Origin of the sequence: Chitinophaga sp., assembly GCF_036569185.1 — a bacterium.
Lineage (GTDB): Bacteria > Bacteroidota > Bacteroidia > Chitinophagales > Chitinophagaceae > Chitinophaga.
On record NZ_DATCRD010000034.1, the window covers coordinates 32,805 to 45,405 of the forward strand.

Annotated in this window: 17 protein-coding genes; 9 read left to right on the top strand and 8 right to left on the bottom strand. The window is 46.0% G+C overall.

Annotated elements, in window-relative coordinates:
* Window positions 1–61 precede the first annotated feature (61 nt).
* From VIM72_RS02790 to VIM72_RS02800, 3 genes are all read left to right on the top strand, one after another.
* Window positions 62–940, top strand: a complete 879-nt coding sequence (locus tag VIM72_RS02790; protein WP_332001348.1) for a helix-turn-helix transcriptional regulator — start codon at window positions 62–64, stop codon at window positions 938–940.
* A 152-nt stretch (window positions 941–1,092) separates the two neighbouring features.
* Complete coding sequence (locus tag VIM72_RS02795; protein ID WP_332001349.1) at window positions 1,093–2,151, top strand: NAD(P)-dependent alcohol dehydrogenase; 1,059 nt, start codon at window positions 1,093–1,095, stop codon at window positions 2,149–2,151.
* A 1-nt stretch (window position 2,152) separates the two neighbouring features.
* Entirely contained in the window at window positions 2,153–2,554 is a 402-nt protein-coding gene (locus VIM72_RS02800; RefSeq protein ID WP_332001350.1) for a (R)-mandelonitrile lyase, read from the top strand.
* A gap of 41 nt (window positions 2,555–2,595) precedes the next feature.
* Here VIM72_RS02800 and VIM72_RS02805 read toward each other — a convergent pair whose 3' ends face one another.
* From VIM72_RS02805 to VIM72_RS02825, 5 genes are all read right to left on the bottom strand, one after another.
* Complete coding sequence (locus tag VIM72_RS02805) at window positions 2,596–3,234, bottom strand: class I SAM-dependent methyltransferase (RefSeq protein WP_332001351.1); 639 nt, start codon at window positions 3,232–3,234, stop codon at window positions 2,596–2,598.
* 21 nt (window positions 3,235–3,255) lie between these two features.
* Window positions 3,256–3,981: a hypothetical protein gene (locus VIM72_RS02810; protein ID WP_332001352.1), complete on the bottom strand. Its 726-nt coding sequence runs from the start codon at window positions 3,979–3,981 to the stop codon at window positions 3,256–3,258.
* 70 nt (window positions 3,982–4,051) lie between these two features.
* Window positions 4,052–4,645 (bottom strand): Crp/Fnr family transcriptional regulator, encoded by a 594-nt coding sequence (locus VIM72_RS02815; RefSeq protein WP_332001353.1) that lies wholly within the window; start codon window positions 4,643–4,645, stop codon window positions 4,052–4,054.
* A gap of 17 nt (window positions 4,646–4,662) precedes the next feature.
* Complete coding sequence (locus VIM72_RS02820; protein WP_332001354.1) at window positions 4,663–5,049, bottom strand: VOC family protein; 387 nt, start codon at window positions 5,047–5,049, stop codon at window positions 4,663–4,665.
* Window positions 5,050–5,077: 28 nt separating this feature from the next.
* On the bottom strand, window positions 5,078–5,359 hold the full coding sequence (locus VIM72_RS02825; RefSeq protein WP_332001355.1) for a hypothetical protein: 282 nt from the start codon (window positions 5,357–5,359) through the stop codon (window positions 5,078–5,080).
* On the opposite strand from VIM72_RS02825, the gene VIM72_RS02830 reads away from it, so the two are divergent.
* On the top strand, window positions 5,334–6,311 hold the full coding sequence (locus tag VIM72_RS02830; RefSeq protein WP_332001356.1) for a hypothetical protein: 978 nt from the start codon (window positions 5,334–5,336) through the stop codon (window positions 6,309–6,311). The genes VIM72_RS02825 and VIM72_RS02830 overlap by 26 nt on opposite strands.
* Window positions 6,312–6,365: 54 nt before the next feature.
* Here the strand turns inward: VIM72_RS02830 and VIM72_RS02835 are convergent, their stop codons facing one another.
* Window positions 6,366–7,670 carry a hypothetical protein gene (locus VIM72_RS02835; protein WP_332001357.1) on the bottom strand — a complete coding sequence of 435 codons (1,305 nt, stop codon included), beginning with the start codon at window positions 7,668–7,670 and terminating at the stop codon, window positions 6,366–6,368.
* A 167-nt stretch (window positions 7,671–7,837) separates the two neighbouring features.
* On the opposite strand from VIM72_RS02835, the gene VIM72_RS02840 reads away from it, so the two are divergent.
* The gene (locus VIM72_RS02840) at window positions 7,838–8,059 is read left to right on the top strand and encodes an alpha/beta hydrolase (RefSeq protein WP_332001358.1); all 222 of its coding nucleotides are present in this window, start codon (window positions 7,838–7,840) and stop codon (window positions 8,057–8,059) included.
* A complete protein-coding gene (locus tag VIM72_RS02845) occupies window positions 8,010–8,444 on the top strand; it encodes an alpha/beta hydrolase (RefSeq protein WP_332001359.1) in 435 nt (144 codons plus the stop codon). Before VIM72_RS02840 ends, VIM72_RS02845 begins: the two co-directional genes overlap by 50 nt.
* A 16-nt stretch (window positions 8,445–8,460) precedes the next feature.
* On the opposite strand, the gene VIM72_RS02850 is transcribed toward VIM72_RS02845, so the two are convergent.
* Window positions 8,461–8,811, bottom strand: a complete 351-nt coding sequence (locus tag VIM72_RS02850) for a nuclear transport factor 2 family protein (protein WP_332001360.1) — start codon at window positions 8,809–8,811, stop codon at window positions 8,461–8,463.
* 170 nt (window positions 8,812–8,981) lie between these two features.
* Here VIM72_RS02850 and VIM72_RS02855 point away from each other — a divergent pair, with 170 nt between their 5' ends.
* The 3 genes from VIM72_RS02855 to VIM72_RS02865 all read left to right on the top strand — a co-directional run bounded on the left by VIM72_RS02855 (window position 8,982) and on the right by VIM72_RS02865 (window position 11,550).
* Complete coding sequence (locus VIM72_RS02855) at window positions 8,982–9,716, top strand: helix-turn-helix transcriptional regulator (RefSeq protein WP_332001361.1); 735 nt, start codon at window positions 8,982–8,984, stop codon at window positions 9,714–9,716.
* A 66-nt stretch (window positions 9,717–9,782) separates the two neighbouring features.
* The gene (locus VIM72_RS02860) at window positions 9,783–10,325 is read left to right on the top strand and encodes a dihydrofolate reductase family protein (RefSeq protein WP_332001362.1); all 543 of its coding nucleotides are present in this window, start codon (window positions 9,783–9,785) and stop codon (window positions 10,323–10,325) included.
* Window positions 10,326–10,536: 211 nt separating this feature from the next.
* Window positions 10,537–11,550 (top strand): alpha/beta hydrolase family protein, encoded by a 1,014-nt coding sequence (locus VIM72_RS02865; RefSeq protein WP_332001363.1) that lies wholly within the window; start codon window positions 10,537–10,539, stop codon window positions 11,548–11,550.
* 119 nt (window positions 11,551–11,669) lie between these two features.
* Here the strand turns inward: VIM72_RS02865 and VIM72_RS02870 are convergent, their stop codons facing one another.
* Window positions 11,670–12,404, bottom strand: coding sequence for a type 1 glutamine amidotransferase domain-containing protein (locus VIM72_RS02870; RefSeq protein WP_332001364.1), 735 nt, complete (start codon window positions 12,402–12,404; stop codon window positions 11,670–11,672).
* Between the last annotated feature and the right edge of the window lie 197 nt (window positions 12,405–12,601).

Genomic DNA, 12,601 nt, shown 5'->3' on the forward strand with positions numbered 1-12,601 from the left:
GTTGTTACCCCGGAAATAAAGAGCCATTTCCTCTTTGTTTTGATTTTCTTAACTTTGGGAGATGAAAAAAAGCCAGGTACGTTCCTTATCAGCATTCAATAACGATCTGCGGCTGAAAGGATTTAATGCCTTCCAGGTTGAAAGTGACAGCAATGCTACACGTTTTTACAGCCGCAAGGATTTTTATAAGATTTGCCTGACCACCGGTAAAAGTATTATTCATTACGCCGACAGGAGCTTCCAGGCGGAAGGTACGGTCCTCTTTTTCGGGAACCCACACATCCCCTACTCCTGGGAAACCATCTCCACCACCTATAAAGGCTATGCCTGTCTTTTTTCAGAGGAATTCCTCAACGCTTCTGAACGTACGGAGATCCTGCAGCAGTCGCCTTTCTTCAAAATTGGCGGTACGCCTATATTAACCATCACAGAGGAGCAACGGATCTTTCTGAATACCATTTTCGAGAAAATGATCGAGGAACAGCAAAGCGGTTACACCTTTAAGGATAACCTGATCCGCAATTACATCAACCTGATCCTGCATGAGGCCATGAAATTACAACCCTCCGGGAACTTTGACCAGCATAAGAACGCCGCCAACCGGATCTCAGCTGTTTTCCTTGAACTGCTGGAAAGACAATTCCCCATCGAAAGCCCTGATAAGCCCCTTCAGTTAAAAACAGCACAGGACTATGCGCAAAACCTTGCCCTGCATGTCAATTACCTCAACCGCATGATAAAAACAGTGACCGGCAAATCAACCACCACGCATATTTCCGAGCGGATCATCAGCGAAGCAAAAGCCCTGCTGCAGCATACCGACTGGAACGTGGCTGATATTGCCTATGCGCTTGGTTTTGAATACCCCAGCTATTTTAATAATTACTTTAAACGGATCACCGGCACCAATCCCTCTTCACTCCGCACGCTGGAAGTTTGAAATTCTTAATCATTGGTTTGATAATCATAACCGGCGAAAAACGGGCCGCCCTACCTTTGCGCTATGAAAAATATTTCCGGAAAGCTGAAAGCCGGGAACCAATAAGCTATTCTTTTTGTTAAACACGTTAACTTACCTTCAAGAAAAAAAATATGAGTACAACACAAGTAAAAGCCTATGGCACGCCTGCTGCCGATGCGCCTTTGAATACGCTCAATATCAAACGGAGAAAAACAACTCCGCACGACGTGGAAATTGATATCCTGTATTGCGGGGTTTGCCACTCTGATCTGCATACCGCCCGTAATGAATGGCATTTTACCGTGTACCCCTGTGTACCGGGCCATGAAATTGTGGGCAGGGTGGTAAGCGTAGGCGATCATGTTACCAAATTCAAAGTGGGAGACGTTGTGGGTGTAGGCTGCCTGGTCGACTCCTGCCGTGAATGCCAGTATTGTAAAGAAGGCCTGGAACAGTTCTGCGAGCCCGGTGCTACCCAAACTTATAATTCGCCGGACAAACACCTGGGTACGCCCACTTATGGCGGGTACTCAGAAAGCGTTGTGGTAGATGAGAACTTCATACTGCATATCCCCGAAAACCTTGATCCGGCAGCCGCGGCGCCGCTGCTTTGTGCAGGCATCACCACCTACTCTCCCCTGCGCCACTGGAATGTAGGCCCGGGTAAAAAAGTAGGCATTGTGGGCATTGGCGGATTGGGCCACATGGGCATTAAAATAGCCAAAGCAATGGGCGCGCATGTGGTAGCGTTTACCACTTCCGCATCAAAATTTGCCGAAGCCAAACGCTTAGGTGCAGATGAAGTAGTACTATCCAAAGATGAAAAGCAAATGCAGGCTTACCGCGGCAAACTGCACTTTATCCTTGACGCCGTTTCTGCAGAACATGATATCAACGCTTATCTGAACCTCCTCCGGGTAGACGGTTCCCTGGCTTTGGTAGGCGCTCCCGAATACCCGCTGCCCGTAGCCGCTTTCAGTTTGATCGTAGGCCGTAAAAGCTTTGCAGGGTCAATGATTGGCGGCATCGCAGAAACCCAGGAAATGCTGGATTTCTGCGGACAGCATAATATCACCGCCGATATTGAAATGATCAATATCCAGGAAATCAATGAAGCCTATGAACGTTTGCTGAAGGGCGATGTAAAGTATCGCTTTGTGATAGATATGAATTCTTTAAAAACTTCCTGAGATGGAAATAACAAGAACAGGTACCAAAGCATCTGTTAAAGGACCTGCCGACTGGTTCAGCGGGGCTGTGCGTATAGACCCTTTGTTCGACCCTAACAATACACGCCGCGCCGCCGCTGCAACGGTCACTTTTGAACCGGGAGCAAGAACGGCCTGGCATACCCATCCGCTTGGCCAGACCATTATCATTACATCAGGCCTGGGCTGGGTGCAACGTGAAGGCGGTCCTGTGGAAGAAGTGCACCCTGGTGATATTGTATGGTTTGAAGCAAACGAAAAACACTGGCATGGCGCTTCCGCCACCGTGGGCATGAGCCATATTGCCATACAGGAAAACCTGGACGGTAAAGTGGTGGATTGGCTGGAACAGGTAACGGAAGAACAATACAGCTTTAACAGATAGGTATATATGGCGAACGGTGAAGCTGGTCTTCACCGTTCCTTTTATTTTTTTTCCGCCCAGATATAAGCCCTCCTGCTTTGATACTCCACTTCTTCATAAGGGCGTCTTTCTATGGCGTCAATGATATTAAAACCCGTTTCATCGAGTAATGCAATGATATCCTCTGTTTTAAAAAAGAACAGGTCAACATCTATTTCTTTGTCGTGCGCCTTATCAAAATGAACAATTTCATCGCCCACATGAAAGGAAAATAAAAAATCTCCTCCTGTTTTCAAGACCCTGTTTATCTCTTCAAAACATTTCCTGACCTGGTTACTGGTAAAATGTACGATGGCGTAAAATGCCACCGCACTTCCAAGATGCCCGGATGGATAACTGATATGGAGCAGATCGCCGGTCTCAAACTTAATCCGGGGAGAAAGTTTCCCCGCGGTATCCACCATAGCAGGCGACAAATCAACGCCAACAATGTTCTCTACGCCATGGTCGTAGAGGAACCTGGTGGTTTGCCCCGGACCGCAGCCAAAGTCGGCGCATAGCCCTTTATCTTTATTAACAAATGCAAACTCCTTCAACAACAACCGGTCAAAATGTTTTTTAGACAGTTCATCCCACCGCTCAGCGGCATAATCGCCGGCTACCTGGTTGTAACAGCTTAATACTTTTTCCTGTGAATTCATTTCATTCGTGGTTTTCCAATGTTAGCGGATATTTCCTGCTTTCTTCAGCTGGTGTAATTTCCTGAACACCGCTGTATGTAAAAACAAGATAGTTGCCGGGGCAAAGGCCGGGAACCATACAAACGGGAATATAGTCATTTCCCGCAGATTTCCATTGGCGCCTGTCATAACCGCTATCACCAGCAGGTCAATGATGTCGATAATGCCCAGGATATTCCAGGCATAAACGGCGGTAAAGCGTCCCGGGCTTCCCTTCGTCACCATCCTCGCTACCGGCAGCGCCAGGATAGCGGTGATAATATCTCCCAGGCCGGCGGCAAAAGCAAACCTTGCCGGAAGAAGATGATAGCAATACAGAAGGATGAAAAATATACCAAGCACCCGGAATACGTGCACGGCAATTAATGATTCCAATGTAGCGGACCGCAGTAGTGTTTTAAATAATTTCGTATTGCCGGTAAATCCAAACAGGATAACAAGCAGTGGTAAACCGCCCCAGATCATTACTTTAGGCGGTATGGCATCTACATCAAACACTCCTTTTAAAGAAAACACCGAAACATAAACGAGATAAACCATGTAAAAGCAAAAAATACCCACCCGGATGTTCCGTGATTTCCCTGGAGCGATACCGGCAGTAAGCGCCGCCTGTTTTACCGGTTTGGTAATAAAGAAAATTGAATAAAGAAAGCTTACAATAAATAGCAGGATAGCCCAAAGAGGCATACCCGATACATGATTTTCCATTTGACCCGTTGTTTTAATAAGACAAAGGAAAATTAAATGTGCCAGCTTGCGCTTAGCAAATGACAAGAAATCAGTAGCTGGCCGTTTTTCTGGCAAACTCCTTCCTTATCCTGCTCAGCGATGTATCAGTGATACCGAGGTAAGAAGCGATGTATTTTAAAGGTACGCTTTGAAAGATGCCCGGGCTTGAATTTACCAGGTGGCTGTACCGTTGTTCCGCCGTTTCCTGCAACATCGACAACATCCTTTCTTTCAGTGTGCTGTACTGGTTCACTATGTTCAGCCGGCCGAACTCACGAAACTCCGGGATAGCGTGGAAACTGGCCTGCATGTCTTCATAAGTAATGTACCAGGTTTCACAGGCGGTAACTGCCTGCAGATATTCTTTTGCGGGGCTTCTCTTAAAGAAAGAAAGGAGATCGTTGGTAAAAGTGTTTTCCGGGTAAAATGCAGTGGTCACCTCGTTGCCATTCACGTCAAATGTAAAAGACCTGATAATACCCTTCTCTATAAAATGAGATTCATAGCAAACTTTACCTGCTTCCAGCATATATTCGTTTTTTTCAAATCTCATTGGTTGGAATTTCTCCACCACCTGCCCTGCCTTATCCCGGCTCATTGGCAATACCTGCTGAATAAACTGCACTAAACTTTCTTTATTCATTGTTTGCGTTTGTAACACTACATCTGGAATACATTAAACTTATGCCCATCAGGATCTGCAAATACAAAACCATTATACCCGTCCCTGGATTCTTCCTGCCGGGAAACGATGCTTCCCCCGGCCTCTCTCACTTCTTTCTCCCAGCTGGTAACCTCTTCCTTAGTATCAGCGGAAAGGGTGAATATGATTTCATTCCCCGTTTTTGTATCAGTTATTGGCCCGTTCATGGCGCTCTTCAGCATGTTCTTCAAAAAGAAATGGATTACAAAATTTTCCTCTCCAAAGAAAAAGCTGGTCAGCTGATCCGATGCCCCGTTTTGTTTAAATCCAAGTCGTTTATAGAAATCAGTGGTTCGCGCCAGATCTTCTACACCGAAATTGGCCCAGATTTTTTTTGTCTTCATAAACTAAAAGTTTTCTTTTGGATACTCCTCAAAAATAACCCATAAGCAGGTCATATAGGGTGGCTATTCGCGAAATTCTCCGGGGGTATTCCTGCCATTCTCCTGGTACAGCGCCATAAAAATGCTGTTCAGTAGACGTTTTGTAGTCACCGGTAACAGGAGTTGTAGTAAGACTGTAGTCGCCCGAAGATATGAAGAACCGCGCCAGCCGGTTATCTTTGAATATCCGGGTAACCCCGGGGCGACTCATTTCTCCCAAACCCAACATCAACAAAAAGTAAAGAATGATCAGGAAAATTAAACGATTCACAGGTCCGTTGTTATTATTACTGGCCGTCAGCTGCATGCTCCGGGCCCAGTCTGGCCCCTCGCTACTCTTTGTATATGACGACTATTCAGGTAAAGAACCCGGCCTCACCTACTGGAAAAATGGTGAAATACTGCGGCTCACAGATGGCAAAACCAATGCGGGAGCATTAGCCATTGTTATATCCGGCAATGATGAGTATGTAGCGGGGTACCAGGACAACGCCGCCGGAGAGCCCGTTGCTACCTACTGGAAAAACCGGCAGGCAGTAACCCTTACCAATGGGGAGACTTATGCAAAAGCCGTCGGCATTAGTGTATCCGGTCAGGATGTACATGTGATTGGCAACAACGGGAAGCAGGCCGTATACTGGAAAAATGGGAAGGCCGCCGCTTTGGGGGAAGACACAAAATTAGCTGCTATTTCCACCAGCGGGAACGATGTTTATATAGCCGGTTACAGACCCAATGAGGAAGGGGAATATGTGGCCACCTGTTGGAAGAACGGGGAGCCCCAGGCGCTAACCGATGGTAAAAGAAGCGCGGAAGCCGCCGCCATTGCCATATCCGGCAATGATATTTATGTGGCGGGGTTTGAAGTGAATGCCGATGGAAAAGAAACCGCCATGTATTGGAAAAACGGGTCGCCTGTTATTCTTCCCGGTGGTTGCCGGGCAAATGCGATTGCCGTTTCCGGCAATGACGTTCATGTGGCAGGTATCGACAGGAACGAGGCAGGCGCCAATATTGTTGTTTACTGGAAAAATGGCGTAGCTGTGCGGCTTACCAGTGGCGATGAGGCCGCGGGCGCCGGGGTCAAAACCATGGCTGTTGCAGGAAATGATGTGTACCTGGCCGGTTACCTGGATGGTAAAGCCACCTACTGGAAAAATGGCAAACCGGTAACTCTGAAAGATATAGTAGGAGGAATAAACGGGATGGCCGTTAAACCATAAAAAAAGCCGCATACACTTCAATTCAGGTATGCGGCTTTTTAAAAAATTATATACTCAGGCGCGTGTTTTCTTAAGTTTCACGTCCACTTTTTCATCCGGTTTACTCACTGTTACAACCTTTTTCACTACCGCGCCGGCGCCGGTGCTGTAGTTCCTGTTCACCGTATTGGCGCTGGTACCCTGGAACATACCATTGATATAGTGATCGGTATAACCCACCACTTCAGTTTGGGTGTAGGAATGGTCGTAACTAAACTCGGTATATAACAGGTATTCACCGGGCATGAGGTTTACAAATTCGAAATGCCCTGCATCATCATACACCCTGGTGGTTTTGATGCACTGGGCCGCTTCATCGAGCAGCGCAATACCTTCCCTGCCCTTTTTACGTTGTGAGTCATTTGTTTTGATCCATTCCTTGAAGTAATCGTTGTAAGGGATGAGGATCACCTGTGTACCGCGGGGGGCCACCTGTTTGGCCTGGATATTCATCACCTGCATTTTGGCCCATATGGTACCATTATCATCGAAATCGCGGGCAAATACCTGCCCGGAAATGATAGCCTTACCACCTTTCACCATTTTCATAGTAGCATCTTTATCAAAGGGCGCTTTGATGGAGTTGAAATCTGTTTCCAGATCCACCATCCTGATCTGCTGCCCGTTGGCCCACATGTCTATCTGCCACAGCCGGCGGGTTTTCTTATCAATATAGGAAACAGATCGTTCATCCGTAGAAGGTTCCACCACCGTCACTTCCCATACATCGTGCTTACCGGTGAATTTACTGATCCAGGTGCTGTTCTTCACTTCCTCTACAACAGCTTTCTTCAGGTTTGCTGTATTGGTGGGCTTGTACTCATATACCGGCAGATCGGTGCTGTAGCCGGACGACAGCGGCAGCAACGACAGGATGAACGGATAGGTATAGCTGTCTATGAAATATTGGTTACCGGCTTCTTTGATCTGCGTTTTCTCACCTGTTTTCTTATCTACATAATAACCGGTAACGTTGTTGCCAAAGTGCAGCACCATGTCTTTCAAAGTGCTGTGCGATGCCCGGTAAACAGGTTTAAAGTCGTTAAGATTGGATATAGAGGTATCTTTCCACTCTTCCATACCGGTAAGCGCCATCACCGTAGTTAATGCCAGTTTATCGCTGGTAGTGTTAATACCAATGGTAAAAGTACCGATCGCCGTTTCATCGCTGCCATTTACACTGTAACAGCCAAGCGTATATTTTCCATTCTTCAGCAGCTTACTGTCGAATTTTTCCTGCGCCTGGCTCTTGCCTCCAATAGCGGTTAACAGCAGCAATGCAGCGGGAATCAGGACCGATTTACGAAATTGAAAAAGCATAGTTCTTATAGTTTATCAAACAACACAAAAATAGGTTATTCCGCAAATCCGGCGCATACTGGGATATGGGGAAGCAAATATACCTGCTTTCAGGTAGATGCAATACTTTACAACCCGATAATAAGATTAACTTTACCAGGATTTTTTACTACAGGGAGAATAAACAAATGACCAACTGGAAAACCGCCTTCTGCGAAACAAATAAGATCAGCCTGCACTATACAAGAACCGGGGGTAACAAACCGCCTTTAATCCTGCTGCATGGACTAATGACCAATGGCCTGTGCTGGACAGATTTGGCCCGCGCCCTCGAAAATGAATACGATGTAATTATGCCGGATGCCCGCGGACACGGCAGATCAGGAAGTGCAGCGGGAAGTGCGCGATAGTGATGTTGCCGATCAGCACCGGAAAATACTTCAGCTGTCACTGGAAGAAGTGATGGCGGCAGCCCGTACCCGGCACCCGGACCGCTCGCAGGAAACCATTGAGCTATTTGCCCGTGCCCGGCTTCAAACCAGCATGAGCGCCTTCGATGTGCTTACGCCGCCCAACCCCGGTTACAAACAACTGGTGAGCAGCATGGATATCCCTGCCCTCCTCCTGTTTGGCGATAAAGGCGTGGTTACACCCGCTGTTGCAGAAGAGCTCCAACACCTTAATCCCCGCCTGCAGGTTGAACAGATCCCTGGCGCTGGTCATAGTCTTCATATAGACCAACCCCAACGCTTTGCTGCCGCCGTAAAAACATTCCTGGAATACGCGGGGAAATAAATCCTTACCGGTTGTTTTATTTTGAAGGGCGCTCAATAACAAAAGCCTTTAATTCAGCCATCTTACCATCGCGAAAGCGCCATACATCACAGTAAGCATAATCAATCATTTTGCCGGTTTCATCTTCCATGCTGATGCTGCCAACCGCCGTAACAAATTCACCTTCTGCGATCAGGTGGTCGACGATGAACTTTGGAGGCGTCACATACGCCTTTGCCATATATTGCCGGACAGCTTCTTTTCCCCGTAATGTTGTATCGCCTACAAATGTCCACACTGTATCATCGGTGCAATGCAACAGGAACCCTTCGTTGTCGCCGGCAGCGACCGCCGCATTGGCCTTTTCCAGTATTGCTTTATTATCCATGTTCGTATTATGCTGATTTAGTATGCAGATTAATATCTCCCTAAACAAATTTACTACCGCTTATAAAATAAACAAAAGTCACCTGGTTCCTTTAGGAGGTTTTCGCGTATTTTGTGTGCTCATAAAAGCGGCAGGATCATTACTGCTAACAAACTTACATCACGTAACCCATGAAGCATAAAGAAATAAAACCTTGCCCGGAGTTAGCGCCTTTTATTCATTCATTCTGGGAATTAAAGGGAGAAGATAAGGACGGACAATGGGAAAGAAACTTTCCTGACGGGTGCCCGGGGCTGGTGATAAATTTAGGAGATAACTGTATAACCGATAACGGCGCCCTTACTATGGCATATGGTAAAACGTATCTTGTGGGCGCTATGACTTCCTTTAAGGATAGCTTTATCGGTGCTGATACACATTTATTAGGCGTGTGCATAAAACCGGGTTCTTTTTCAAACCTCTGTAACTATGTATCCCAGGCTGAAATAACAAACAGCACCGTTGAATTTGATCATGCGCGCGCGTTTAATGTTGATAAAATCATCAAAGATCCTTTTAATTATCTCAACCGCTTTTTTATTGACAGCATTGAAAATAAGCATAAGCCGCTTCAACCTGTTATAGAAGACATTCATCACGCCAACGGTCAGCTCAGCATTCATGAAATTGCCAGAAGAAACCATACCACAGTAAGGCAGCTGGAAAGAAGCTTTAAAGTCCATATAGGTCTTACGCCAAAAGAGTATTCCAATATTGTCCGCTTCCAGCACGCATTAGCCATAATAAAAAAATCTGCTGAAGAACGCAGTTTATCAGACATTGCTTTTGAATGCGGATTTTACGATCACTCACATCTTACCAGCGAAATAAAAAGAAACACCGGGCTTGCACCTTCCCAGCTTTGATTTTGTCGCATTTTTCCAAAACATGAACATCGCACATCATTTAACTTTGCTGAAAAATAGATTTACATGAGAAAAGTAATTTTAAATTTAGCAGTTAGTTTAGATGGATTTATAGAGGGCCCCAACGGGGAAATCGACTGGTGCATCATGGACGATGATATGAATTTTGATGCTTTCCTGTCAGGTATAGATACGATGTTTTACGGCAGGGTGAGCTATGATGCCTGGGGAAATTTTCAACCGGATGAAAATACACCCCCGGCAGAAAAAGCGATGTGGCAAAGTATACACGCTAAAAATAAATTTGTTTTTTCAAGCCAGAACAGGCAGGACGACAAAGCTACTTTCATCAGTTCCCACATAGCAGAAAAAGTAACCGCCATTAAAGAACAACCCGGGAAAGATATTTGGCTGTACGGAGGGGCCAACCTTATAAAAACATTTATTCATTTAGGGTTGATTGATGTATATAAAATGTCTGTGCACCCCGTGGTGCTGGGAAGTGGCAAACCTTTGTTTGAAGATTTAAAAGAGCGGATTGGGTTGAAGTTAACAGGTACCAATGTTTACAGATCAGGGGTTGTAGAACTTACTTATGAGCCTGCATAAATGTTGTGTTTTTACATCCGTTGTGCAAAGGAAAAAGGGACAAATCAGTTACTGGCTTGTCCCTTTTTCTTTGCAGGCGCGCACCCGGGATCCTAAACTTTCTGCCATGCTGATTTTGTCAATCAAATTGCAAATAATATGTTAAATCAATCTATCATACAATAAATAGCTATAGCAATAAGATATCTTAGTAAACAAACGATGCTTCTTTATGATCAAAGCCTATATAACAGTATTGCTAGGGTTGCTGATGCTTTGCTGCGCCTGCAGGAAAAAGGATCCCCTGGCCGGTATTGATAAAAGCGCCCTGTTTGCACCACCCACAAAGGAAGAACTGGATGCGGTACAAGCTGCGTGGCAGGCAAGAGATCTGTCTCCCCGGAACATCACCACCGAAGCAACGCATGTAATAGATAACAAGCTTCGTCTTGTCATCATTTCCTTCCGGGCATCCGGCAGTAAGCAATATGCAGGCGTGTTGGTACCAACTACGCAAAAAACGCTGCCAGTCCGACTCTATATAGCCGGATTTTCCCTGAACGATGCTGTTAGTCGTCAAAGTATCCAAATCTCTTCTTCAGCTACCGATACGCTCCCGTTTGTATATGTGGTTCCCGCACTGAAAGGACAGTCTTTAAGCCTTTCAGTCAACGGCGTGGAATATAAAACGCCTGTTTCAGAAGGACAAAGGAATGATGCCTTTGACGGTGCAACAGACGATGCTATTGCCTGTCTGAATGCGGTGGGAAAAACCTTTAAGGAAGCAGATACTTCCAAAGTAATGACACAAGGCGGCAGCAGAGGAGGAACAGTGGCGCTTTTGATGGCGGAACGGGACCAACGGGTAAAACTGGCCGCAGCGGTTGCCTTCCCTGCCGATCTGCTGGCGCTGACAGCAGCGAATCAGCATGACCCTACCTATAAATTCCAGTTCCTGGATGCACTGATAAATGGTAGTGCTACATTGGAAGAAACCAGGAAAAAATTGCTGGCTGCTTCGCCGCTCTATTTCTGTAATCATCTCCCTGAAATACAAGCCCACTTCGGAGATCAGGATAATATTACGCCACCTGCGCAGGGAGAGCTGCTACGGAATGCCATGAAAGATGCAGGTAAAGAAGCTGATATCGGGCTTTTCATTTACAAAGGGCGCGGTCATGAAAACATTGGTAATAACAACCTGGAAATGCAGCAAAGGATCGAAAATTTCTTCCGGCAGATTTAGCATAAGGTGCTGTATACTTAACCCAACAGGTCAGCATTTCAATGGTGGGTAACACGATTATCTCCATAAAAAAAGCCTCCGGATATTATCCGAAGGCTTTTGGCGACTGCCCTGCTCACTCATTTTTTAACCAACCAATCTTCCACGGCTCTTGAAAAATCGGCTACATCTATCGGGTGCCTGCTGGTAATGAGATTGCCATCAGTAACCACGGGTTCATCAGTTACAGTTCCACCGGCATTTTTCAAATCAACCTGGATATTCCAGTAACCCGTTAACTTCCTTCCTTTCAGGATATCAGCCGATGCCAATACCACCGGCGCATGACAAATGGCCGCGATCAGCTTTCCCGATTGGTTGAAGTCCCGGATGAATTTGATCACGTCTTTATCATAGCGAAGATTATCGGGGTTCCATGCGCCACCGGGAATAAATACCGCATCATAATCGCTCACCTTTACCTGGTCGGCTGTATGGTCAAATTTGATCCATCCTACAGGTTGCAGGTATTGAATAGCCATGATATGTGTTTTTGACATTTCCGGGTAGCTCAACCCGTATCTCGCCGGGGCGGGATTAAACTTAGGCGATACAATATCGACGCTGGCTCCCAATTGCCTGAAATACCAGACAGGGCCTGTTAATTCGATTTCCTCAAAACCATCCGCTGCTATCACGGCGATTTTCTTTCCCTGCAGTGTTTTTTCCTTCACCGGTGTAAAGAAAAAAGCTTTCAATGCCTCATTGCCCGGCGCGTTCAGCAGTTGGGATACAGGCATATTGACAACGGCTGCTGAAGTAGTCAGTTGATTTACTACTTCCAGTTCATGCGACTTTGCTTGTTCAGGTTTCATTTTTGTCTGGGCTTTTATGCCGGTTACAGCTGGTATGCTTAAGAGAGCTGCCATCAGCATTTGATAAATCGGTTTCATTTTTTGAATGTTTTGATATTAGTACAATAGAGTTTAATTACTGGCGGTCAACCGGCGCCAACTCCACCAACCTGTGAAGACCTGCCTGGAACGGTTGTTTCCTGATACTGGTATTCAGG